21 protein-coding genes are annotated in these 25551 nt (G+C 51.4%); 3 read left to right on the top strand and 18 right to left on the bottom strand.

Annotated features, from left to right (window positions below):
- Positions 1–90 precede the first annotated feature (90 nt).
- Positions 91–270, bottom strand: a complete 180-nt coding sequence (locus POTG_RS06955) for a YfhD family protein (RefSeq protein ID WP_009224115.1) — start codon at positions 268–270, stop codon at positions 91–93.
- Between the two features lie 76 nt (positions 271–346).
- Positions 347–715, bottom strand: coding sequence for a hypothetical protein (locus POTG_RS06960; protein ID WP_009224116.1), 369 nt, complete (start codon positions 713–715; stop codon positions 347–349).
- A 215-nt stretch (positions 716–930) separates the two neighbouring features.
- Here POTG_RS06960 and POTG_RS06965 point away from each other — a divergent pair, with 215 nt between their 5' ends.
- Together POTG_RS06965 and POTG_RS06970 are read left to right on the top strand one after the other, a co-directional pair.
- Positions 931–1362, top strand: coding sequence for a hypothetical protein (locus POTG_RS06965; RefSeq protein ID WP_009224117.1), 432 nt, complete (start codon positions 931–933; stop codon positions 1360–1362).
- 3 nt (positions 1363–1365) lie between these two features.
- Positions 1366–1650, top strand: coding sequence for a YxcD family protein (locus tag POTG_RS06970; RefSeq protein ID WP_009224118.1), 285 nt, complete (start codon positions 1366–1368; stop codon positions 1648–1650).
- 73 nt (positions 1651–1723) lie between these two features.
- Here POTG_RS06970 and dnaJ read toward each other — a convergent pair whose 3' ends face one another.
- The 16 genes from dnaJ to POTG_RS07045 form a co-directional block, all read right to left on the bottom strand.
- The gene (gene dnaJ, locus POTG_RS06975; protein WP_009224119.1) at positions 1724–2842 is read right to left on the bottom strand and encodes a molecular chaperone DnaJ; all 1119 of its coding nucleotides are present in this window, start codon (positions 2840–2842) and stop codon (positions 1724–1726) included.
- 162 nt (positions 2843–3004) lie between these two features.
- Positions 3005–4840, bottom strand: coding sequence for a molecular chaperone DnaK (gene dnaK / locus POTG_RS06980; protein WP_009224120.1), 1836 nt, complete (start codon positions 4838–4840; stop codon positions 3005–3007).
- 59 nt (positions 4841–4899) lie between these two features.
- On the bottom strand, positions 4900–5502 hold the full coding sequence (grpE, locus tag POTG_RS06985; protein ID WP_050769722.1) for a nucleotide exchange factor GrpE: 603 nt from the start codon (positions 5500–5502) through the stop codon (positions 4900–4902).
- A 103-nt stretch (positions 5503–5605) separates the two neighbouring features.
- Positions 5606–6634 carry a heat-inducible transcriptional repressor HrcA gene (hrcA, locus tag POTG_RS06990; protein WP_009224122.1) on the bottom strand — a complete coding sequence of 343 codons (1029 nt, stop codon included), beginning with the start codon at positions 6632–6634 and terminating at the stop codon, positions 5606–5608.
- A 107-nt stretch (positions 6635–6741) separates the two neighbouring features.
- Positions 6742–7209: an N-acetyltransferase gene (locus POTG_RS06995; RefSeq protein WP_009224123.1), complete on the bottom strand. Its 468-nt coding sequence runs from the start codon at positions 7207–7209 to the stop codon at positions 6742–6744.
- A gap of 171 nt (positions 7210–7380) precedes the next feature.
- Positions 7381–8586, bottom strand: a complete 1206-nt coding sequence (gene hemW / locus POTG_RS07000; protein ID WP_050769723.1) for a radical SAM family heme chaperone HemW — start codon at positions 8584–8586, stop codon at positions 7381–7383.
- 115 nt (positions 8587–8701) lie between these two features.
- Positions 8702–10519: a translation elongation factor 4 gene (gene lepA / locus POTG_RS07005; protein ID WP_009224125.1), complete on the bottom strand. Its 1818-nt coding sequence runs from the start codon at positions 10517–10519 to the stop codon at positions 8702–8704.
- A gap of 91 nt (positions 10520–10610) precedes the next feature.
- Positions 10611–11684, bottom strand: coding sequence for a LacI family DNA-binding transcriptional regulator (locus POTG_RS07010; protein WP_009224126.1), 1074 nt, complete (start codon positions 11682–11684; stop codon positions 10611–10613).
- Between the two features lie 149 nt (positions 11685–11833).
- On the bottom strand, positions 11834–13759 hold the full coding sequence (locus tag POTG_RS22685; protein ID WP_009224127.1) for a CIA30 family protein: 1926 nt from the start codon (positions 13757–13759) through the stop codon (positions 11834–11836).
- An 18-nt stretch (positions 13760–13777) separates the two neighbouring features.
- Entirely contained in the window at positions 13778–16636 is a 2859-nt protein-coding gene (locus POTG_RS22690) for a glycosyl hydrolase (protein WP_009224128.1), read from the bottom strand.
- Between the two features lie 186 nt (positions 16637–16822).
- Positions 16823–18907, bottom strand: coding sequence for a methyl-accepting chemotaxis protein (locus POTG_RS07020; RefSeq protein ID WP_083791434.1), 2085 nt, complete (start codon positions 18905–18907; stop codon positions 16823–16825).
- A gap of 46 nt (positions 18908–18953) precedes the next feature.
- On the bottom strand, positions 18954–19919 hold the full coding sequence (locus tag POTG_RS07025; RefSeq protein WP_009224130.1) for an acetylxylan esterase: 966 nt from the start codon (positions 19917–19919) through the stop codon (positions 18954–18956).
- A gap of 105 nt (positions 19920–20024) precedes the next feature.
- A complete protein-coding gene (locus POTG_RS07030) occupies positions 20025–21047 on the bottom strand; it encodes a glycoside hydrolase family 130 protein (protein WP_009224131.1) in 1023 nt (340 codons plus the stop codon).
- Positions 21048–21084: 37 nt separating this feature from the next.
- A complete protein-coding gene (locus POTG_RS07035; RefSeq protein ID WP_009224132.1) occupies positions 21085–21918 on the bottom strand; it encodes a carbohydrate ABC transporter permease in 834 nt (277 codons plus the stop codon).
- Positions 21919–21921: 3 nt separating this feature from the next.
- On the bottom strand, positions 21922–22797 hold the full coding sequence (locus POTG_RS07040) for a carbohydrate ABC transporter permease (protein ID WP_028539688.1): 876 nt from the start codon (positions 22795–22797) through the stop codon (positions 21922–21924).
- A gap of 120 nt (positions 22798–22917) precedes the next feature.
- A complete protein-coding gene (locus POTG_RS07045; RefSeq protein ID WP_036644613.1) occupies positions 22918–24273 on the bottom strand; it encodes an ABC transporter substrate-binding protein in 1356 nt (451 codons plus the stop codon).
- Between the two features lie 250 nt (positions 24274–24523).
- Here POTG_RS07045 and POTG_RS07050 point away from each other — a divergent pair, with 250 nt between their 5' ends.
- Positions 24524–25546 carry a substrate-binding domain-containing protein gene (locus tag POTG_RS07050; RefSeq protein WP_009224135.1) on the top strand — a complete coding sequence of 341 codons (1023 nt, stop codon included), beginning with the start codon at positions 24524–24526 and terminating at the stop codon, positions 25544–25546.
- Positions 25547–25551 lie beyond the last annotated feature (5 nt).

Raw genomic sequence — 25551 nt, forward strand, 5'->3', positions numbered from 1 at the left:
TTACATGCATAAAATTAATTGTACTATAGATTCAGGAACGTGACAAAACAAAACAGGGAACCATTCGGGTCCCCCGTCTGCTGCTTACGATTACAGCTTGTATTGTCCCTGCTGGCGTGCGTCCGCCCGTTCGCTGCGCTCCAGCGCTTCCCAATCCTCTTGATCAGCCCTCTCTTCGGAAAACTCCACATCCGTGTAATGTACGATCGGCAGATTTTTTCCTTTGGCAGAGATCCGCTTGGTTCGCCGATCCTCCTGGCTTTGACTCATCTCTCGCTTCAGCTCCTTTCCATGTATTCTCCGAGTATTCTCCGATTGGCATGATTGGAGTCATCCTTCTTAACGATTAAATCAAGCCGCCCGCTTCTTCAATGATGCGCAGCGCCTGATGATGAATCGATTCGTCAACGACAGCGGTCAGTAAAATATCATGGCCGGTCGGCCCGCCTTGTCCCCCATGGCTAAGTCCGCTGGCTGCCGGATCCGCTGCTGCCAATATCCCCGCTGATTGGTTGGTCATCGACGCATCCTGGGTGACAGCCGCCAGGCTGGAGATGCTTCCCGTCACCGGGTTCATCGGATTGTAGCCCTCGCCGGCATAACGGCTGAATCGATCAATCGATATCTCTTCCACCCGCAGCGCATTTAATTTGCGGGCAACCCCTTCGGCCTGTTCCGGGCTTTTGAAATAGGCCAAAATGTTCTTTTCAGCCATCCTTCCTCCCTGCCTTTCGTTTTACACTTCAATGAAGCTGCACGCTCGCAGCCCATTATTCGGTAGGATGTAATTTTGGCCATGGCTTTATACAAATTTTGTTCGTTTACCGACCTGAATTGATTTAAATTTGAAACGTTTCCTTGGCTTGTCCGTATTACTCGATGGGGAAGCGAACATACTTATCTTACAATCATAGGAGGAGTTTATAGACGATGTTAAAAAGAATAATGCTTCTGATGATGGTCTTCACCGTCTTCTTCACCTTCACCGCCCCTGACTTTGCTGACGCCAGACGCGGCGGATTCAAATCCGGCCCTCGGTCGTACAATCCAACCCCGAAGAAGCCGTCGCAAAGCGAATATCAGAATACGACGGGCAATCGCACCGGAACCCAAACGGGAACTCCGACAACAAACCGCGGATTCTTTAGCGGCGGCAGCTTTATGCGCGGCATGATGATCGGCGGGCTTGCGGGTCTGCTGTTCGGCGGCTTATTTAGCAGCATGGGCTTCTTCGGCAATCTGCTGGGATTAGCCGTAAATCTGCTGGCAATCTATGTGATCATTGCCGCCGCAATGGCTCTGTACCGCCGATTCAAAAAGCAGCCGCGCCACGACGATTATCGCAACGGAGGCCGTTATTAAGCCATGATCCTCGGTATGGACGAAATTATTAACGCGATTTGCCTGCATACGGCCGAACGGAGGGGCGTCCGCCCCACCGATGTGACGGTCGAGCTCAGCTGGGACGAGGATACCGGCTATACCGGTGAAGTATGGGTGAACGGCCGCAGTTGGTATATCGTTGAATCGAACATCATGGAGGCGATCATGGTGTACGTACATCGGGAATACGGAATGCGGGTCTTCCGGGAAGATATCCGGCTGATGCTGGAGGATGAAATCTTGGCGGAGATTCGGACGGAAGGTTGATTTTTCAATACAAAAACAAAAGCGCGAACTAGGGAATTATTTCTCCTTAGCTCGCGCTTTTATGTTGGAGCGATTAGTCTCCGCGAAACGCCCGTTTCATTCGGTCAAAAAACGATTGCTCATGCTCATGCGTCTGCTCGCCGTCCAACGAAGCAAATTGGCGCAGCAGCTCCTTCTGCTCTTCGCTGAGCTTGCTTGGCGTCACAACGACCACTTTAACATGCTGGTCGCCTTGACCGATTCCACGCAGGCGCGGCACCCCTTTCCCTTTCAAGCGGAAGTAGGTTCCGGTTTGCGTTCCTGCCGGAATTTTCAGCTTCACTTTCTCTGTCAGCGTAGGAATTTCGATTTCATCCCCCAGCGCAGCTTGGGCGAACGTCAACGGAACCTCACAATAGATATCGTCGCCCTCGCGGTAGAAGAAATCATGCGGTTTCACGCGGATCACGATGTACAAATCGCCGGCTGGACCGCCGCGCAACCCGCTTTCACCTTCACCGGACATCCGCAGTTGAGCTCCATCGTCAACCCCTGCCGGAATGCGGACATGAATTTTACGCTGCTTCTTTACCTTGCCGCTGCCTGCGCAGGTCGGACATTTCTCCTTGATGATTTGCCCTCTTCCGCCGCAGTTCGTACAAGTACGCCGGTTCACCATACGGCCAAACGGTGTATTTTGAACGACTTCCTGTTGCCCGGTGCCATGGCACACGGAACAGGTGACCGGTTTGGTCCCTGGTTTCGCTCCCGTTCCAAAGCAGGTATCGCAGCTTTCAGTACGCGGAATGGTGATGTCCGTTTCTTTCCCGAACACCGCTTCCTTAAATTCGATCGTCATCGTGTATTGCAAATCGTTACCGCGCTGCGGCGCATTCGGATCACGCCGGCTGCCGCCGCCGAAGAACATATCGAAGATATCCCCGAAGCCGCCAAAATCCGCGTCAGAGAAGCCGCCGCCCATCCCCTGATTCGGATCCATATGGCCATATTGGTCATAACGCGACCGTTTCGCTGGATCACTTAAGACGTCATAGGCTTCCTTGACTTCTTTGAATTTCGCTTCCGCATCCGCCGCTTTATTGACGTCCGGGTGATATTGCCGGGCCAGCTTGCGGTAAGCTTTTTTGATTTCGTCTTCAGTTGCGTTTTTACTGAGGCCCAGCACCTCGTAGTAATCGCGCTTCTCTGCCATCCTTCCACCCCCATCGGTCATCTTTTAATCACGAAGTAAATCTATTCAATAACCCTTATCAGCAAAAGGAAAGTCAAAGTGCGGTAGCAGCCCGCACTTTGACCTTCCCGGATGCCAAAGTCTATTCACCAGACTCAAACTGCTCTGTGAGCCATCTTAGCTTTATTTCTTATCTTCGTCAACCACTTCGTAGTCAGCGTCAACGACGTTATCGCGGTTTTGGCCGCCGGCAGCTTCAGCGTTGCCTTGCGCACCCGCCGCTTGCGAAGCTTGCTCATACAGCTTCACGGACAACTGCTGAACAACCTCGGTCAATTTCTCCGATGCCGCTTTGATTTGCTCCAGATTGTCGCTTTCCAGCACTTTCTTCAGCTCTTCTTTAGCGGCGTTTGCTTTCTCAACTTCAGCTGCGTCAACTTTGTCGCCCAGATCTTTCAACGTTTTGTCAACGTTGTAGATCAGTTGGTCAGCGTTGTTTTTCGCTTCAACCAGCGCTTTGCGTTTTTTATCTTCTTCCGCATGCAGCTCGGCGTCCTTCATCATCCGTTCGATTTCTTCATCGCTCAAGCCGCTGGAGGAAGTAATCGTGATTTTTTGGCTCTTACCGGTCCCTTTATCGGTTGCCGATACGTTAACAATCCCGTTCGCGTCAATGTCGAAGGTAACTTCGATTTGCGGTACCCCGCGTGGTGCAGGCGGAATATCACCCAGGATAAAGCGGCCCAACGTTTTGTTGCCGGCTGCCATTTCCCGTTCCCCTTGCAGGACGTGGATCTCAACGCTTGACTGATTATCGGCGAAGGTCGAGAAGATTTGCGACTTGCTCGTCGGAATCGTTGTATTCCGTTCGATCATCTTCGTGAATACGCCGCCAGCCGTTTCGATCCCCAGCGAAAGCGGAGTAACGTCAAGCAGGACAACGTCTTTGACATCGCCAGTCAATACGCCGGCTTGCACCGCAGCACCAAGCGCAACGACTTCGTCCGGGTTTACGCCTTTATGCGGCTCTTTGCCCGTCAGTTTCTTGATCGCTTCTTGTACGGCAGGAATCCGCGTAGAACCACCGACAAGCACGACTTTATCGATGTCAGCCGGAGTAAGGCCAGCATCGCTCAAAGCACGGCGAGTTGGTCCAAGGGTGCGTTCAACAAGATCCGCAGTCAACTCTTCGAATTTCGCGCGGGTCAGGTTCACTTCAAGGTGTTGCGGCACGCCGTCAACTACCGTGATGAATGGCAGAGAAATCGTCGTCGTCAGCACGCCGGACAGTTCTTTTTTCGCTTTTTCCGCGGCATCTTTCAAACGTTGTACCGCTGCTTTGTCCTTGCTCAAGTCAATGCCTTGATCTTTCTTGAACTCGGCAACGAGGTAGTCGATGATCTTCTGGTCGAAGTCGTCGCCGCCCAGATGGTTGTCCCCGCTGGTCGCTTTAACTTCGAAGAAGCCGTCGCCCAGCTCGAGGATCGATACGTCAAAGGTACCGCCGCCAAGGTCATATACGAGAATCGTTTGATCTTCAGCTTTATCCAGACCGTAAGCCAGTGCAGCTGCCGTTGGTTCGTTCACGATCCGCAATACTTCCAAACCGGCGATTTTCCCGGCATCCTTCGTCGCTTGACGCTGACTATCGTTAAAATATGCCGGAACCGTGATAACCGCTTGGGTGACCGGTTGTCCCAAATACGCTTCGGCGTCAGCTTTCAGCTTCTGCAAAATGATCGCAGAAATTTCTTGCGGCGTATATTCTTTGCCGTCGATGACTTCTTTATGGTTCGTCCCCATATGACGTTTGATCGAAATGATCGTCCGATCCGGATTGGTGATCGCTTGGCGTTTCGCCGTTTCGCCGACGATCCGTTCGCCGTCTTTCTTAAAACCTACGACGGAAGGGGTTGTGCGCGCACCTTCCGGGTTAGGAATGACGACCGCTTCGCCGCCCTCCATCACCGCAACGCAGGAGTTCGTTGTACCAAGGTCAATACCGATTACTTTGCTCATTACGTTATGTCCTCCTTAATAGGTTGAATCGTCTTTTGGATTCGTTGTTAGCTGCTATATTAGCCGCTGACTTTGACCATCGCCGGGCGCAGCACCTTATCTTTCAGCATATAGCCTTTCTGCACAACTTCCACGACGATGCCCTCTTCATGCTCCTCGGATTCCACCTGCATAATCGCCTGATGGAATTCAGGATTAAACGGCTGGCCCTCCGCTTCCATCGGAGTGAGGCCTTCCGCCTTCAAGACGCCTTCCAGTTGGCGGAAGATCATTTCCACCCCTTTGACATATGAGGCGGCGTCCGAGATGTCTCCGGTTGTGTTAAGCGCCCGTTCAAAGTTGTCAATCACCGGAAGCAGCTCGGTAATCAGCTTGGCGGATGCGTATTTGCCCAGTTCTTCCTTTTCCTTCACCGTACGGCGCCGGAAATTATCGAAATCCGCCTGAGCACGCAGCAAGCGCTGCTGAAATTCCTCGTTCTCCGCACGCAGCTTCTCCAGCTCCGCAGTCACATCTGCGTTATTCGCTTCGTTGACAGCCTCAGCTGCACCCTCTCCACCGGCAGCGTCCTGAGTATCCTGCGGCTCTTGAGCCGCTACTTCATCCTGCCTCTCTTCGGATTCCGGGGTGTTTTGCAAGTCCTCTTTCACGTTATCGTTCATATTCGTTTCTTCCTCTACAGTGTGATTGTTGTCCTGAATCGGCTGTGATTCCTTCAAGATGCTCACCTCCTTAACATGCAGCTAGACCCGCAGATCATGCATGTTATTGCATCCGGCTCAGAAAATTGCTTAGGTCCTTCGACAAAATTTCCAAAATCCGGATCACTCGGGCATATTCCATCCGTGTAGGTCCCAAAATGCCGATCGTACCAACCGCTTCGCCTTCGACTTGATAGGTTGCCGTGATGAGGCTGCAGTTGGCAAAGGCTTCATGCCCGTTTTCGGTGCCGATTCGCACTTGAATGCCAGACCCGGATGCGGAAGAGATCATTTTCGTCAAGGTTGGGGTCTCTTCCAGTACATCCAGAATCCCTTTGACCTTCTCGACATCGCGGAATTCCGGCTGTGTCAGCATGTTCGTCGCCCCGCTCAGGAAGAGGCGTTGCCCCTCTGTGCCCGGGTCAAGCGCTTGATCCAGCACCTTCATCAGATCTTCAAAATGCTCAATATGCCGCTGCATCTCTTGAGCAATCTCGTTATACAAGGCAGTCTTGAGCTTATAGATCGGCACCCCAGCAAGTTTGCGGTTCAACAGGTTGACCACCCGCTCCATTTCGGATACGGATACGTCCGGCGGAATCGCGACGGTCTTGTTCTCCACTTGTCCTGTATTCGTCACGACGATCGCCACCGCCTTCGTTTCGTTTAACGGCAATAGCTGGAAGTGACGCAAAGACGTATGAAAAACTTCCGGCCCCAGCAGGATGGAAGTGTAATTGGTCATTTGGGATAGAATGGTCCCAGCATGTTGAATCACTTGTTCAGTTTCGTTTAGCTTTTCTGCGAAGAATGCTTTTAACGTCGTTACTTCTTCATTCGATAGTAAGTTCAACGGCGTCAGGTGATCCACATAGTAGCGGTAGCCTTTATGAGAAGGAATCCGCCCCGCCGACGTATGCGGCTGCTCCAAAAAACCGAGCTCTTCCAAGTCGGCCATTTCGTTCCGGATCGTTGCCGGACTGTACCCGACATCGCCCCGTTTCGAAATGCTTCGGGATCCCACAGGCTCCGCCGAGCGAATATAGTCATCAACAATAGCGGTCAATATCATTCTTTGGCGTTCCGTCAACATGGCAATCCCTCCCGGATAAACTCGATTTTTCCGAATCGTTAGCACTCAATGTCATAGAGTGCTAATCACTAATACAAAAATACCAAACCGACCTGACGATTGTCAAGTCAGTCCAGTATCTTGAGAACGGCGATTTCATCGCAGCAATGCTGCTTTGCACAATTGACGCAGTCGGTCCATACTTTCTCCGGAAAGATCTCTTTATTCACGACTGTAAAGCCATTTTTAATAAAAAAGGAAACCTCATAGGTGAGCGCCATCACTTTGGGGATCGCTTGTCTCCGGGCCTCTTCCACCAGTTGCTCGACCAGCATGGAACCAAGCCCCTTCCCCTTGTGGCCTTCGGCGATCCCAAGGGAACGGATTTCAACCAGTTCCTCCCCCAGCTTGCACAGCGAACCGCAGCCGACGACCTCGCCATCCACTTCCGCCACGACGAAATCCTGGATCTGACGCTCCAACACCGCCCGTGAACGCGGCAGCATAATGCCTCGCCGGGCATACCCTTCAATGATGTTATATAATGGCTCGACATCCGCTAAATTCGCCTGTCTGCACACGGCTACCGCTGGCATGCTGATTCCCCCTCGATCACAAATAATATGAATAAATATACATTATACGGTATAAAACTTCAAGAGAAATGTTTCATGGCCATGTCATTTTTCCAAGTATATTCAGCGACATGTAAAAAAGCAGCTTTGCTACTTCATTAAAGAAGCGCAAGCTGCTTGTTGGATAAGTCACTAATCCGTTAAGACGCCGATAAATTCGGCAAACACTTCGTTTCCGAACAACACGCCTTGCTTGCTGAGCCGATAGCCTTCACCGTCGCTATGAGGCTCCAACAGGCCGGCGCTTAACATCTTCGTAAGCTGCCGGGCAAATACATCGTCCAGCTCTTCGCCAAATTGTCTCCGGAAATCCGCCTTACGGATGCCGTTCAGCATCCGAAGTCCAACCATAACGAAGTCCTCCATCGCCTCTTCCCGGGACACGCCAAATTGCTCCAAGCGAGGCAATCCTGTCTTCGCCGCTTCCACATAAGGGTTCACGCCCTTAATGTTCACGTGACGCGTGCGGCCGACATACCCGTGGGCGCCGGCGCCCAAACCGTAATAATCCTCGTTCTTCCAGTACGTGATGTTGTGCCGGCTGGCGAAGCCGGGTTTGGCAAAATTGCTGATCTCGTATTGCTTGTAACCGGCTTGTTCCATTCGCTCCATTAACAGCAGGTACATGTTCAGTTCCTCCTCTTCGCTTGGAAGCGGGAGCTGATTTTTGTGGTACAACGTATGGAACAACGTGTTCTCCTCAACCTTCAGGCTGTAAATCGAATAATGCGGCAGCCCAAGCTCCAATGCCCGTGAGACGCTGTAGTCCAGCATCTCAACCGTTTGGTTGGGCAGACCAAACATCAAATCGATGGACAGATTATCTAGCCCAACAGCTCTAGCATTCTCCAAGCTCCGGTAGACATCATCGGTGTTATGGATCCGGCCAATGCCGCTCAGAAGCTCATTCTGGAATGCCTGCACGCCAAAGCTGACCCGGTTGACGCCGCCGTCTTTCATGACGGTCAACTTGTCGCGGTCCGTCGTGCCCGGGTTCGCTTCCATCGTAAATTCGATATCGCTGGCCCAATACGGGAAATGACGTCTGACTGATGCCAGGAAAAACTCCATCTCCTGCGGAGTCAGCACGGTAGGCGTCCCGCCGCCCACAAAGATGCTGCGGATTTCGCCCGGCGGAGTTTGCTGGACCGTCAGCTCCATCTCCCGATCCAAGGCGCGCAGATAGTCCATCACCGGTTGATCTTTTAATACGTAGGAGTTGAAATCACAATAGAAGCACTTGTTGGTGCAAAACGGGATATGAATATATACCGCATGCGGTGCGCCGGATGGTCCGGATGATGTCACGCCGCTTGCCGCAGGGTTTTGGATCGGCATTCCCTGCCCCGGATGCTTCATCGTTTGGTCCATGGTCATGCCCTCCTCCAAGTTTCTCTTAAATAATAGTAGAAAGGAAAGCCTGACGGCTTTCCTTCGTCAACCAACCTGCTTCTTAATTGTCGTCGATCTTCAGCACCGCCATGAACGCTTCCTGCGGCACCTCGACACTGCCGACCTGCTTCATCCGCTTCTTGCCTTCCTTTTGCTTCTCCAGCAATTTCCGTTTCCGCGAGATGTCGCCGCCGTAACACTTGGCAAGGACGTTCTTGCGCATCGCCTTGACGGTTTCGCGGGCGATGACCTTCGTTCCGATCGAAGCCTGAATCGGTACCTCGAACATTTGGCGCGGAATCAGCTCGCGCAGCTTCTCGCAGATGATCCGGCCGCGGTGATATGCGCGATCGCGGTGCACGATAAAGGACAAGGCGTCCACCTGCTCGCCGTTCAGCAGGATATCCATCTTCACGAGATTGGATCTGCGGTAGCCGGACAGCTCGTAATCAAACGAAGCATAGCCTTTGGTGCTCGATTTTAACTGATCAAAGAAGTCGTATACAATCTCCGACAACGGAACCTGGTACGTAATCGTCACGCGCGTCGTGTCGAGGTATTCCATATTGACGAACTCGCCGCGTTTGCTTTGGCACAGCTCCATCACGGTTCCCACATAATCGTTCGGCACGATAATCGAAGCTTTGACATAAGGCTCCTCGACATAGTCGATTTTGCCGACTTCCGGATAGTTCGACGGGTTGTCGATGGAAATCGTCTCCCCGTTCGTCAGCGTGACTTTGTAAATAACGCTTGGCGCCGTCGTAATCAGCGGAATGTTAAATTCCCGTTCAATCCGCTCCTGGATCACGTCCATGTGCAGCAGTCCCAAGAAACCGCAGCGGAAGCCGAAGCCCAGCGCGCTTGAAGTTTCAGGTTCGAAGCTCAGCGAAGCGTCGTTCAGCTGCAGCTTCTCCAGCGCTTCACGCAGGTCGTTGTAATCCGACGTTTCGATCGGGTACAAGCCGCAGTACACCATCGGGTTGATCTTCCGGTAACCCGGCAACGGCTCTGGAGTCGGATTCTTCGCATCCGTCACCGTATCCCCGACGCGGGTATCGCCCACCGTCTTGATCCCGGCGACGATAAAGCCAACATCACCGACATTAAGCTCGTCCACAATCGTCATCCGCGGTTTGAACGCGCCGACTTCGATGACCTCAAAGGTTTTGTCCGTCGCCATCATTTTGATTTTCGAACCGGCTTTGATTTTGCCATCAATGACACGCACATAAACGATAACGCCTTTGTAAGGGTCATAGTGGGAGTCGAAGATCAGCGCCTTCAGCGGTTTATCCGGATCTCCCGTCGGTGCCGGCACCTTCTGAACGACCTGTTCCAAAATCTCCTTAATCCCGATTCCGGCCTTGGCGGAAGCATGCACCGCTTCGCTGGCATCCAGGCCGATGACATCTTCAATCTCCTGCTTTACCCGGTCAGGATCTGCGCTCGGCAAGTCGATTTTGTTGATGACCGGCAAAATCTCCAGGTTGTTATCCAGCGCCAGATAAACGTTGGCCAACGTCTGCGCCTCAATCCCCTGGGCTGCGTCCACGACCAGCAATGCGCCTTCGCAAGCCGCCAAGCTGCGGGAAACCTCATAGGTGAAGTCGACGTGCCCTGGAGTATCGATGAGGTTCAGCACATACTCCTCGCCGTCGTCAGCACGGTAGTTCAGGCGGACCGCCTGAAGCTTGATCGTAATTCCGCGCTCCCGTTCCAAGTCCATCTGGTCAAGAACCTGATCCTGCATTTCCCGGGAGGTCAGCGCCCCGGTATACTCCAGAATCCGGTCGGCCAAAGTCGATTTGCCATGGTCTATATGTGCAATAATACAGAAATTGCGAATTTTCGCTTGTCTAGCCCTAATATCTGTCATCCTTACCCCCACCACAAATCATCGAAGTAATGCAATCAATTTATTATAGCAGTTGAAGGGGCGGGCAGCAATGCGCGTTAATCAAAAGGGTTTATTCCGTCGTGATACCCTTCTGTGGCGCTTGCCCACTAGAATCGCGATAAACGATCGATCCGGACATATAAAGCGTTTCTCTCGGGAAATTAGTATGAGTCATATGATTAAATAAAACCTGTACAGCCCTTCTGCCCATCAGTTCTTTTTCCACGTTGACCGTCGTAAGCGCGGGCTCGGTAAAAAATGCGTCCTCAATATTATCAAACCCCGTAATTGACACTTCTTGGGGAATTCTAACATTCAACGACTTTAACGCATTAATCGCGCAAATCGCAATCGCATCATTAGCGCAAACAAGTGCAGTCGGAAAATCATTCCGGCCTTTCCAAGATTCAAGAATGGCCCGGATCTGTTCCGTATGCTCCACGCGGTTTTCTCCTTCAAGACAACTCAACGGGTGGTGCTTGGATACCGGAAGTCCTGCCTCCTCCATTGCATCTTTATAACCATTCCAACGGCTAAGAAAGCTGAAAGAATAATCTATATTTCCCACAAAATAAATAAATCTGTGCCCCAAGGACAGCAAATGATTTGTTAAGTGATAGACACATTCCCGATTATTCGCGAACAGTTCGCTGGATTTAACTAGAGGCTCCCGGTGATCGATCAATACGATAGGAACTTCAAGCTTCCCTGCCTCCTGAAGAACTTGGGTACTAACTTGTCCGACGCCGATAAATCCTTGAATATTATCCTCATCAACAAGCGATAAAAAGCTATCCGCCGTCTGATCGGTAATCACAACTGCTCTAGATCCGTTCATTTGAAGCTCTTGCGTTATTCCATCGACGATCCGGCCCCAATAAACAGAATCACGAAGCTGATAACGAATATTCGGTAACAGTACTACGACTGTCGACTTTCTTGTCTTTCCGATTGCCTCCACAGTACCCTGACTCACGTTCGTGGGACGCGCGTGAAAGCGGTAACCCAGCTTGGCGGCTACTTGAAGAACCCTTTCTCGTGTTGCTGGATTTACGCCTCCCTTACCCGAGAGCGATTTTGAAACGACATATTTCGATACCCCCGCCGCATCTGCCACATGCTGCATGGTGATTTTTTTGCCCATGAAAATTCCTCTCCAAACCTTCCGATTGGTTCGAAATGAACCAAGATGCTTAATTCCTCACATTATAACATTGTTACTGCAAAAAAAAACAGGAGTAATCCTTCAACATGAACAATGAAGGAAATACCCCTGTTTTCTTCAAGAATTATTCAGTTTTTATAGGCCTTAACTTCATCAATATAAACGGTTGCGTTTCCCACCGTGCCGGATGGAGTTACGACTTGAATGCCCACCTCGTTCCCTTTCTTCAGGTCCTCCGCCGAGAACGGAGGTTCGTTAGGATCGCCGATATAAGGACTCATGCTTGAAAAATCAATGCTTAAGGTCGCAAATCCCGCACCGTCCGCGTTCATCGCACCCGAGTCAACCCAGATGGCGTAGTTCCGCAGTTTGATAAACAGCTTCGCCTGAACGTTCGGAATATCGGAAACGATCTTCACTTTCGCCTCGATGCCGTCAAAAGCACTGAAGTCGATAGCCCCTACTTTGCTGACAGCTATATATTCGTCGTTATTTTGCCAGGATAGGTCGTTCTTCAAAACGGTCCAGGTCTGCCCGTTTTCCGAATACACCCCTTGGGTAACGGTCACATTCCCGCCTTCCTTCGTCCACCCTTCCGCATCCTGATCAAAGCCGAAGCGGAATGCGGGTTCGGCGCCGTTCAAAGTCACGTCCTTTAAGAGCAGCTTCGCGGTCCCGCCGTCATTCCCGATTTCCTCGATTTTAACGCCGATCGCCTTGATATCCTTTAGATCGACGCCTGCCGATTTAGCCGCCTCCGTCAAGGAAATAGCCAGCGTCGTAAATCCGTTGGCGTCTACGGGAAGAGGCGATCCGCTGTCCGACCAAGCCCAGCCCGAACCGCTCTTCATGAACAGCCGGGCTTTTGCCGAACCGCTACTTAATTTGATCCGTGCCGTGATACTGTCCAAACCTTGCAAATCCAGATTGGAAGGGGAGGTTACGAGTTCGAAAGCTTCTATCCCCGTATTCGTCAAAGGAAACTCAACGCTGAGCGCTCCTTCGCCCGAATCAAATTCCGGGTCCTTCGCTTGCGTCGTACTGTTTTCTAATCTCCATCCGGCAATATCCGCCGCAGATTCGAATTTGTACAATACGCCGGGAGGCGTTCCTGGTTGCTCCCCGCCGTGATCCGGAACTTCCGGAATGCCGGCATCCTTCACCGCCCGGATGTCGTCAAAGTAAAGGACACCGCTATGTTCTCCTTGATCCATAGCATTCACGTAAAGATTGAAGCTCGTCACTTTTTTCAGGCTTTCCTTGGATACGGGTCCTCCCGAGCTCCAAGGCGCGACGACGAATTCGCTGAACGGAATCGTCAGATCGTAGGATTGGGAAGCTTCCAACTGCGGATAAGCCTCATAGGCGGTCCCGTTCATGTTGATTTGGATCACCAGCTTAAGCGGCCGGCCATCCTTCGCATAAGCGCCGGTGTCGCCGGTTCCGATCCATACATGAAGCGCGTTCGTATCCGACCAGTCCACGGTGCCGAGGCTTTTGCCCACCCCGGTATATCCCGCAGTATCGATGGCATATTGGAGCTTCATACCGTAATCGCCGGAGAATTTATGATCCTTACTCAAACCAACGCTCACATCGTCTCCTCCCGCCTTCGGATACTTAGCGGTTACCGCATCGTCCGAACCCCCGTAGGATTCGAAATCATCCACAAGGGAGGTATCTAGAACCGGTGCCGTATAGGCACTGAACAATCCGAGATCGTCCACATAGATCGATTCGCTGCCGCCCTGCGAAAGATAGCTTCCCACCAGGGAAACCGCCAGACCCGTTGCGTCTGCAGCCGCCTGGACATCGTCCAGTTCAATAACGGCATCATATTTATAGTAGGTTTTGCCGTCCACGGTCACCTGTTCCAAATCGGTTAGCGTTTTTTTGGTGGCATCCATCCCGTATTTACGGTCCCAATCCTCTGGATACATGGCGATAGCTTGAATCGCCGCTCCTTGACCGGCGAGCGACGCCGGAATGAGCGCCGACAGTTTCAAACGCCCGATCCGGGAAAGGTCGACGTCCGATAAAGCTTTGTCCGTCAATTGAAGCTTCAGCTCCTGTCAGGAATCCCCGGCGGAAAGGCCTTCGGAAACTTGAAGCTCAAGCTTCCCGTCTCCGTCCAGCACACCGTGCGTCAAATTCATTTTGATCGTATCGGGCCATGCTCCGTTATTTTGGACCAGCCCGAGGCTGTCCGCCGTGTCAAAAGTAATCTGCTTGACCGGCAGCTCCCTTACCTTAACAAACACGGAGATCGTTTGAACGAGCGCGGCTTTGCCCGGTTGATGCGCACGGACCGTAATCTCCGCCGATTTCCCGTTCAGCGCCGCTTCGGGAAGCCAAGCCGCCGAATAATAACCGTCCGCATCCAGCTTCATTTCGATTTCTTCCCCTGTTTGACCGATGCTGTAGGTCACCTTGGAAGGCATCGTATTCAGCACTTTCGCCCGGATGATGAACGGTACTTCGCTAACCGTGCCGATGTTCGTCGGCGTGACGATGTGCATGAACGGTTTGCCCGATGCCGTTGCGACAGTGCGGTTATATACGTTTTTCCCTTTGAGTTCGCCGGCAAATGAGGTATAGGGATCATTGTAATAATCAATAAAGTCCTCCAGAAGCTCATGGCTTCCCTTGCCCGGAACATCCTTGTAAGGAACGAATAAATTATTGCCTTCTCCGAAATTGGCCCAGGTCAGCATGTACGCAATCCTGCGCGCGTCTGGATCGCTTTTGATCGCATTCAACACGTTGGTAAACCAGTTCAGGTCATTATTTCCGGTTGTTTTCATCCCTTGGGCGCTGTAACCGTATTCAGATAAGGTCGCGACTTTGCCTTTGGCGTCAGCCAGCTTGGAGATCATCTTCAAATCTTTCACCAGCCCGCTCAGGAAAGAGGCGCTTCCCGCATTGTCCTTGTTGTCGTACTGGTCCATCCCGAGAATGTCCACAAATTCGTCGCCCGGGTAAGTCGCCAGGTACTCATTTTCGTTTCCGTTAAACGGTCCGTTCGGCGAAAATACATACAAGAAGTTGCGAACCTGCTTCACGTCACGTAAGTATTCCACGGTGTAACGGTACAGTTCCACATATTCGCTCTTCGTCGTCGTGGCCGCACCCCACCAGAACCAGCTGCCGTTCTGCTCATGGAACGGACGGAACAAAACGGGGATCGGTTTGCCTTCGTCATCCTTCAATTGCGTGGCGAAAGCCGCGATGCGGTCCAGGTACTCCCGGAAATCGGCATTTTTGTCGCCGCCGGGCAAGATGCGGGTGACGACGGATTGCGTCGCTCCCGGCGTGTTTCCAGTGTCGTTGAAGCTTCCGCCTGTGGCGAAATTGTAAGGATGCGTGCTCAGCGTCACGATACCGCCAAGCTCGTACGCCTCCTTCATGGCCGCCGACAATGCGATACGGCTGGCTTCATAATCCCCCGCTACTCCCGGCGGATTCTCCAGGCCGTCCAGACTGAGCGTATCCCAACCGAACACGGCCGGGTAATCGCCGACCGAATTTTTCACATCGGAAACGACTTTGCCTTGATCGTCCTTGCCGGCAAAGGAAACCGTCGTGTCGTGTTGGTGCCCGAACAAAACTTCCTTGCCCCGCGTTTCGTTCATGAACGCAAACAGCGATTTGGTTTCGGCGGTTGCCCGGGAATCCACCAGATAAGGAGCACGGGTTCCCGGAGTTTCCGGATTGGTGACTACGCCTCCGGAACCGCCCGAACCCGATCCGCCCGGTTCCCGTACCATAGCCGGAGGTGTAGTGTCCAATTGAGCTTCATCCTGTAACTTGCCGTTTTTCAAGGTGTATTTTTTGTTCTTTTCTACAGCCATACCGTTAATAATGACGTTATCGGCCAAAACGTTGATCACGTCCACGCTGCCCTGTCCTTCCAGTGTCGTACCTTCGGCGCCGCTGCCAATCACCATGCCGGTAATGACGGACTCGTTCCCCAATTCCATGACGGCCGTCGTGCCTACGGAAGCTTGAACTATTTTCGTTTTCCCCGAGAAAACGATCCGAACTTTGCCGCCGGTTCGTTTGACGATCAGTTTCGATAAGGTAGAATCGCCGATTTGTATCGAATGCTCCCCGCCTCCCGATACAAATGCGGTTCCTTTTACCGTGAGTCCTTGAAGCTCCGCGTTCCCGTCCCCGATGCCCGGAGCAAGATACAGATTTCCGGCAATCGTACCGTTCTTCAGGGTGACGTCGCTTTGCTTAACGATCGCATTCCCCGAAATCTCCCCGTCCGAGAACGCTCCCGGATTCCGGTAAAACTTGGCGACCAGATGATCGATAACCGTGATGAGCTCGGCTCGCGTCATGGTCCGTTCCGGACCAAAGCTCCCGTCCGGATAACCGGAAACCGCTCCGGCCAACGCCGCTACCGCTTCCCTCGCGTAACCGCTGATCTCGGCCGCATCCGTAAACGAAACAGGATTTGTAGCGCTTTCATTTTTTAATGAGAACGCTTTCGAAATCAGGGTGACAGCATCCTGCCGCGATATATAAGCGGTCGCTTTGGACAGATTCCCCGGAAACCCTTCATAATAGCCCGCCGCTTTGGCAAGCGACAAAGTCTCGCCGTACCAGGCTCCTTGGGGGATATCGGCAAAAGGAACCTCCGCTTTGTCGGTGTAACCGAACAAACGATTGATGATGGCCGCAAGCTCTGCCCGGGTCACTTTCTCGTTCGGATGAAAGGATCCGTCCGGATACCCTTGAACCACCCCCAAGACCAGCCATCTGTCAATGCTCGCCTGCGCCCAATGCGCACCGGTTTGAACCTGGGCGATATACCCTTTCCGCTCGGTATTGTCCACGGCATGGACATTGCCTGCCGGCATGGCGAACTGCACGGACAAGAGCGCCGCCAGGGCGGTGATGCATCCTCTTTTAACTCTGCTCAAAAGTCTCACTCCTTGATTCGTATTCATAAAAGAATAAAAAAAGAAAAGTAGCACTAACCTCCCTTCATCAACTAACTTTTGCTTTCGCATAAAATATTAGCATCATGAAGCAGAATAAACAATAATATTAGTGCTAATTTAATGAACGAAATAAATTATACAATAACTTTATGATAACTAAGAGAGTTATATCTTAAATAGCGCCAATTTCTGTTCCAATTTTGTAGAAGCCTGCTCCAAGTTATTGGATAGCTGAACAAGCATTTCACTGACATTCTGTTGCTCTCCGCTCAGTGAGGCCACTTCTTCGGAAGTCGCGGAAGATTGCTGGGCCACGGCGCTGACGTTGCCCATCGATTCGGACAACACGCCTTGCGAGACAACAAGCTGTTCGATTGAAGCCGTTACCGAGTCCAGCCGATCGATAAACGCCTGCATTTGCTCCTGAACGTCATAGAAAATAGCATTCGTTTCTTTGACGGCCTCCCGTTGTTTGCCGAATAACGGCGTAACCTCGGACAAGGCATTGACCGTTTCGTTCATTTCGTTCATGATGCCGTCCGCAATGCCCGCAACCATTTCGATCGATTGCCTGGATTGCTCGGCAAGTCCACGAATTTCGTCCGCCACGACCATAAAGCCCCTTCCTGCCACTCCCGCTCTCGCTGCTTCAATGGTGGCGTTCAAAGACAGAATATTTGTTTGCTTCGTAATATTTTGTATGACGTCAAGGACATCAAGCACCAATGAGGCGGTTTCTTTCAAACCGTTGACCCGCTCCGTGAGCGCCGCGGTTTTTTGCCCGGTCAAATCGGTCTGCACCTCCAGCTCTGCCAGCTGATCGATTCCCCGCTTGCTCGATTCCCCGACATTCAAAGCGGAATCTCCCATTTCCCGATTCACTGAAGCAAAATATTTCATTAGCCCTGTGATTTGCTCGGTCAACTCATTGCCTCGCTCCGCTTCCCGAGCAAGATTCGCAGCTCCCGTAGCGAACTGTTCGGTGGATGCCGCTATCTCTCTGGCGGAAATGGCCGTTTTGCGTGAGGCTTCTCCTAGTTCTTTTGCCGTTTCCAACACTTCCAACGCGGTCTTGCTAGTCTGGTCTACGAGCTCTGTGATCTGTTCCATCATTTCATTAAAAGATACGGTCAATTCGCCGATCTCATCCCGGCTTCGATTCTCCATACGCACCTTGAGATTGCCTTTCGCTGCTTCTTGCATCAATTTCTTCATTTTATTGAGTGGTCCCGCGATCGTTCTTGCCATCAAAAAACCGATGGCGATCGCGAGGATAGCTACGAAGAATGCTGACAAATAAGTTGTCAACATGATTTTGTTAGCTTCTAGGGTTAATTCACCAACAGGAATGACACTTAGCAGTTTCCATCCGGAGGTGCCAAGGGTGCTGTACACCGTCAAGCTCTCCTTCCCCTCCGCATCTTTGCCCTGCAGGCTGTCCTGCTCCTGATCAGTTTTCGCCGCGCTCCAGATCTGGTTGTATCCCCGGTCTCCTTGGGGAGCGGACGTGGCGATCAATCGCTGATCGGCCGTGACAAGCTGTACGACGGATTTTTTCCCGAGGCTGATTTTTCCCAGCTCTTCCCCAAGGATCGAGCTTTTGATGTCGGCAACGACCACATATCCCGTTCCAAACGAACCGGTTAGCGATTTTACCATGCGGAACAGGGAGGTCGGCCCGCCCGCTTCGGGAGCAACTTGGTCCGGCATCCACAGGGTTCGGCCGGAATCCAGCGATTCGCTAAACCATTCCGACTGCTTTGCCCCCTCCAGGAAATCATCATCCTTCATCCCTGTAGTCACGCTTTGCATCGAATCATTTTCGGGGATTAGGTACACCCCCAGTACCCCGGGGTTTGAAAAAGCCCAATTTCCCAAAGCAGAGACCAGCTTCTGCTTGATGATAATTTGCTGTCTGGCATCCGTTCCTGCAAGTGAGCCTTGACGGACAAGCTCCTGAATTTCTTTGCCGAACAACGATTGCTGCAGCGAATCTTCATAGCGTTTCAGGACCAAATCCAGCTTCTCGGCCGTTTGGCTGACGGTTTGCTGGTTCGACGCCTTGGCGATATTTTTGATCGTGCTTTTCGACATCTGATAAGATACGCTTCCAAGACACAATACAAAAGCAAGGGTCGCAAAAAAGAAGATCATAAACAGCCGTGCCCCCACCGATTTGGAGGGGTGAACCCTGAGTTCGCGTAACCCGGCAATAAGGCGGGTCTTATCTATAGTTATCTTGTTTTTCATGCCTGCTTCCCCCTTGCGACTGTTCAAATATCGAAAAGAATTTCAATTATAGTTTCAGTAACTCCTGAATAACGCGATCGCCCAAATATGGCAAATACTCGTGACCGTATTCATGGTATACGACAAGCTCTTTTTCCGAACGAATCTTGTTGTAGGTAGCAAACTGCGTATACGGCGGGCAAATCGTATCCGCTAATCCCGTTACGAAAACAACCCTCGCCCGAATCCGGTCGGCCAGGTTTTGAATATCGATATAGCCGAGCTTGTTGAAAACTTCGTCATGCCGGCTGTGCAGCGGATCCATGAATCGGAAATAGTAAGCGAGTTCCTCGTATGCGGATGACGTAACGTCCATTTCCCAAGCTTTTTTGTAATCCGTCAAAAAAGGGTAAACAGGAATCGCCAGTTTCACGCGCGGTTCCAATGCGGCGCAGGCCACGGTCAGCGCTCCACCCTGAGAGCAGCCGTGGACCGCGATCCGGTCCGGATCGACATGATCCATGGACATCAGGATCCGTACCGTTTGCACGAGGTCGAGAAATACATTTCGGTAATAGAGCTTATCCGGGTTCTCCTCATCGATACCGCGGATAATGTGGCCTTTGACCGTCGTTCCTTTAGCCGACAGGTTGTCTTCGGAGAGACCTCCCTGTCCACGGCAATCCATCGCGATCACGGTAATCCCGTGTGCCGCATACGAGGCCTTATCGAACCAATCGCCGCTCCCAGTATGGTAGCCGTGGAACAGGGCCAGGCCGATTCCGTTGCGGCTTCCGGCATCCTGTCTGGTCGGCTTGGCAAATTTGGCGTGCACTCTCGCACCGCCGACGCCGGTAAAGTACAAATGGTAACATTCCGCAAGCGGGGTCTGAAACTCGGCCTTCACCAGCTCATAGTCCAGCGGCTGGGCATCCAGCTCCTTGAGCGCCCGTTCCCAATAAGCATCAAAATCCTGGGGCTTCGGGCTGCTCCCCTGATATTTCAGCAATTCCTCAATCCGATCGTTTGCCAATTCGAATCCCTCCTGAAACTCGAAAACGGATAATTCTTCGTAGAGTTATCCGTTTTCGAAATGCATGGTTAGCTAGATTTCAGAATATTAGTTAGTAGTCAAAAATTACATGATGCCGATTTCGGCATCATCACCGACTTCTTCATGCGTCGCTTTCACGTAATCGACGATTTCTTGAACCGTCGTGTAAGCCACGCCCACATACGTATCGGCCGCGCCGTAATAAATCGCGATTTTGCCGGTGTTCGCATCAGTCAACGTTGCGCAAGGGAACACGACGTTCGGTACGAAACCGCGTTCCTCGTACCACTCTTCCGGTGTCAGCACGTATGTGCTAGAGCGATATTTGACTTTGGACGGCTCGTCTTTGTCGAGAATAACCGCGCCCATGCTGTACACGAGTCCGTTGCAAGTGCCCGTTACGCCATGGTAGAACATCAGCCAACCTTCGGTCGTTTCGATTGGAGCGGGACCGCCGCCGATTTTCACCGACTGCCACCAGCCTTGCCCGCCCTTGGTCATCACATGGCGATGTTTGCCCCAATAGACGAAATCCGGGCTTTCGCTAAGGAAGATGTCGCCAAACGGAGTATGCCCGCTGTCGCTGGGACGGGACAACATCACGAAGTTGCCTCCGATTTTCTTCGGGAACAACACGCCGTTGCGGTTAAATGGTAAGAACGGATTCTCCAAACGGACAAACGTCTTAAAGTCTTGGGTTTTGGCCACCCCAATCGAAGCGCCGTAGAAGTCCGTACACCAAATAATATAGTAGGTATCCTCCACCTTCACCAACCGGGGATCATAGGCATATTGAGGTTGGAACGGCTTCCCTTCCTCATCCACAAAAGGAATACGCTCCTCGTCGATCTTCCATTCATAGCCGTCTTCGCTCCAGCCTGTATGCAGGTGAGGACGGCCGTTAATCGTTTCGGCGCGAAACACGCCAACAAAGCGGCCATCGTAAGGAACAACTGCGCTGTTGAAGATGCGCGCGATGCCTTTGGCCGGATTCCTCTTCACGACCGGATTGTCATTATGTCTCCATACGGGTCCTGCCGCATGCTCCGGTTTATCTTGCCAAGGAATGTTCGGCAGGTTCTCTCCAATGATTTTCACTGTGCTCATGAGGTTACCCCTTCCAAATCAACTCAAATAAGTGCGTTTATTTAACGGAGCCTTGGGCAAATCCGTTATAGATGTATTTCTGCAGCGCCACAAAAGCAATCAGGATCGGCACAATCGTTATCATGATCCCGGCGCAGATCACTTCCCATTGCGAACCGTAAGGGCCTTTAAACTTAAACAGCGCGGTCGAGATCACCTGCAGGTCCTCGCTTGGCATATACAGGAACGGCGTGTAGAAATCATTATAGATATTCACGCCTTTGACGATAATGACCGTCACGATGGCTGGGGCGAGCAGCGGCAAAATAATGCGCCAGTAAATCGTGAAATAGGACGCGCCGTCCAGCATCGCGGATTCGTCCAGCGATTCGGAAATCGAATCGAGGAATTGCATGAAAATATACACGGCGATAATGTCAGTGCCTAAGTAAAGCAAAATCGGAGCAAATCGTGTATCCACCAAGTGGAAGAAGTTGATGATTCGGAATGTCGCCACCTGGGTCGTCACGCTTGGGATCAAGGTCGCCAGCAAGAAGGCCCCCATCAACAGCTTGTTGCCGCGAAATTTGAAGCGGTTTAGGACATAAGCGATCATGGAGCCGATCAAGGTCGCGCCAAGAATTGAGATGACTACGATAATGACGGTGTTTCCGAAGCCAAGCAGCATTTTTCCATTAATAAAAGCCTTGGAGTAGTTGGCGAAATTCAGCCAGTTCTCCGGCGGCGTCAAAGGGCTGGTCGAACCGTATTCCTTGTTCGTTTTAAAGGAAGCGAACAGCACCACCACGATCGGAACGAGCGCGGCGAAAGCACCCAGCAGCAAGCTGACATATTTAATGAAGGCCGCGGCTACGTATTTCAGTCTATACATGGCTTACTTCTCCTCCTTGATCAACAAGCGCTGCAGCAAGGTGACAATGATCACGATAAACAGCAGGACAACCGCCATGGCGGAGGCAAGGCCAAGCTTGTTATATTTAAACGCGGTGGTCACCGTCTGGATGACAAACGTATTACTTCCGTTGGAGCCGCCGGTCATAATGTACGGAATATCGAAGGCGCTGATTGCACCGCTGATGGCGAGGATCAGGTTGAGCTGCACAATTTTCATGATGCTGGGAATGATGATATGGCGGAACTGATGCCAACGGTTGGCCCCGTCGATCTCGGCCGCTTCGTAAATATCGGAACCAATCGACGAAATCGCGCCCAGGAAAATGATGAAGTTAAAGCCCATGTATCTCCACACGGATGCGCCCGCCAGCGAAATATTAATGATGTTCGGGTTCTTCAACCATCCCTGCGTGTAAGCGCCAAGCCCCACCGATTGCATCAAGGTATCCAGCGTACCGTCCGGACGGAAGAAGAACAGGAAGATAAACCCGATCGCTACCCCGTTTAAGAGGTAAGGAAAGAACAGGACGCCTTTAAAGAAGTTTTTGAATCGCACCTTAAAGCTAAGTATCGTTGCAAAATAAAGAGCAATTGCCATTTGAACAAAGGTCGCGCAAAAATAATACAAGCTGACCTTAAAGACGGTGAAATATTTGGAGTCGGTAAAGATCGTCTTGTAGTTCTCAAACCCTACGTAATCATAATGCTTGCTGTAGCCGTTCCAGTTGGTGAAGCTGTATTTGAACATATTAAAAACCGGCAAGTAGGCGAAAGTGAACAACAAGGCGACCGGGATCAGCGAGAAGGCGAAAATGATCACTTTCCGCTGGGTTTTGTAGCTTAAATTTTTGAACACCACTCACACCTCCAAAAATCCTGCAAAATGCCTATCTCTGTCTCTCCTTGGCTAAAATCACAAGGGAAACGCGCATCCGGCACGTTCCCCCTGCAACTTTGTCCTCCCCTGTGACCGGTGTTATTTCACGAATTTGGCGCGGGATTTCACCCAAGCGTCGTTGAGATCCTTCATGATGTCGTCATAGGATTCGTTCAGGTTACCGATCGCGGCTTCCATGATCCGTTTCTTGAATTCCGGCTGCCACAAGCCGATTTCCGCGTCTTTGTCGATTTTGTCCACCAGGCCTTCTTGCCCCGGTTTTGCAGGAGTCTGCAGTTCGAACTTCACGTCAGTTCCTTCGAATTGCTTCAGCGATTCCGGAAGAGGAGCGCCGACCACCGGGCTTATGCCGCCGGCTTGTTCCGTGGGATATCCGGATTTGTTGATGAACCAGTCCACCCAAGCTCTTGCCGCCTCTTTGTGCTTGCTGTGCTTGCTGATGCCCAGCGTATAGTCGTCTGCAAGCGGCATAATGATTTCCTTAGCATTCGTTGGGAAAGGCATGTAAGCGATGTCATCCGGATTCTCAGCTAAGCCTTGAACCTGCCCGATCGCCCAGGAGCCCAGCACCATCGCACCGATTTTGCCATTGGCCATGTCGGCTTTGGAAGCTTCCCAGTTCGTCGTTGTCGGGTCATCTTCAATCAAACCTTGTTTGGCGGTGTCGTACATCACCTTGTACAGTTCATAGTGCGGCTGTCCAGGAACGAAGTTGTCATCGGTGTTCGGCTGGATCACATTGACATAGTCGACGTCGCCGGCAACGGTAGTTAATACAGCTTCCCATTGCGTCAAAGGCCAGCTGTCTGCATAGTTGCTGTACAGAGGAATCGCGTCGCCTTTTTCTTTGATTTTGTGCAAAGCGGCCAAAAACTCGTCCGGTGTTCTCGGCGTCGTCGTTACGCCGGCGTCGTTAAATACTTTCTTGTTGTAGAGGATCCCGGAAAAGTTAACAGCGATCGGAATCCCGTAAACTTTGCCATCAACGGTTCTTTCCTCCAGGCCGATATACTGCTTGCTCATCTCTTCCAACGTACCCAGCGGTTCAAAAAACTCCGGCGTATCCGCCAGCGGAATGCTGGTTGGCAGCAACAGAACATCACCGTAATCGTCAGAGTTCATCCGCACTGTGATTTGTCCTTCATAATCGGAAAGCGCTTGGAAGTTTACTTTCACGTTCGGGTATTCCTTATTAAATTCGGCGGCATAATCCTTGAATACGGTGTCGACGATGTCTGTTCGTTGCGTAATGACGGTAATCTCTCCCGAGATGTCCCTTCCCGCCGTCTGTTCCGTGCCGGAGTTCGCGGTTCCGGCATTTCCGGCTGCATTGTTCTGTGCCGCGTTATTACGGTTGTTCCCTCCACAGCCAGCCAACAGAGTCAAAACAAGCATCAAGGCCAGCAAACCGATGAAAGCTTTGTTCTTTTTCACATCCGTTTCCCCTTTCAATTTATAAATTAAGTTATCGATAAACTAACTAAGATTCTATAATGTATACGCTTAATAGTCAATGGCTAAATCCATTTATTTTCGGTTAATAAAGTAATATATTAAGTTATCACTTATGAATGATAAGTTTAATTTTTAGCTCATCTTCCTATTTACCAACAGAATCGGTATACTGGATTTTAGATCGATTGGCTCTGGATGATAGATTGAACGGGATGGTGAATATAAGTTCATGAAACGCAACATAACGATGAAAGATATCGCCGACAAGCTGGGCGTCAGCAGCGTTACGGTATCTAAAGCGCTGAATGACAAGGAAGGCGTCAGCGACAGCCTGAAGCTGAAGATCAAGAAGGTGGCCAGTGAGATGGGCTACCGCTTTAACTCGGCGGCCAAATCGATCAAGGACGGGCTTTCTTATAATATTGGCGTGATGATTCCGCAGCGTTTTACGGGTCTTAGAGAGTCCTTCTATTTGCAGGTTTATCAGCAGATCGCCATTCAGTTGGACCACTATGGCTATTTCGGAATCTTAAATATCTTAAGCAGCGAAGATGAGGAACAGCTCAATTTCCCGCGGGTATACAGTGAAAATAAGGTGGATGGCATCATCATTTTGGGGCAGGTCAGCAAGAAGTACATCGAAACGGTGCAAAATATGGAGCTGCCGAAGCTGTTTCTCGACTTTTATGACGAGCATGCCGCGATCGATTCAATCGTTACCGATAACTTTTACGGCGCTTACGAGATCACGAACTATCTGATCCGATGCGGCCACCGCGAGATCGCTTATGTTGGCAACGTCTATTCCACCAGCAGTATCCAAGACCGCTTCCTGGGTTACTACAAATCGCTGCTGGAGCACGGGTTGAAGTTTAACGAGCGTTATCTGATCAATGACCGTGATGAACACGGTACCTATATCGATATCGAGCTTCCGGAGCAAATGCCTACCGCGTTCGTCTGCAACTGCGACCAAGTCGCCTATCTTTTGGGCGAGCGCCTCACCAGCATGGGTTACCGTATCCCGGATGACTGTTCGATTGTCGGGTTCGACAACGACGTATACGCCACGCTGGCAAATCCGCCGCTAACTACGGTTGAGGTGGATATTGAGCAGATGGCCCGATCCGCCGTCAAGGCGATTATGGATAAAGTGTCCAACCCCCATCGCCGCATCGGCCGCATGCTGGTGCATGGCAAGATCATCTACCGGGATTCCGTTAAGAACCTTAATACCGAACCCGCCGAGTAATCGGC

The sequence above is a fragment of the Paenibacillus sp. oral taxon 786 str. D14 genome, assembly GCF_000159955.1.
GTDB lineage: Bacteria > Bacillota > Bacilli > Paenibacillales > Paenibacillaceae > Fontibacillus > Fontibacillus phoenicis.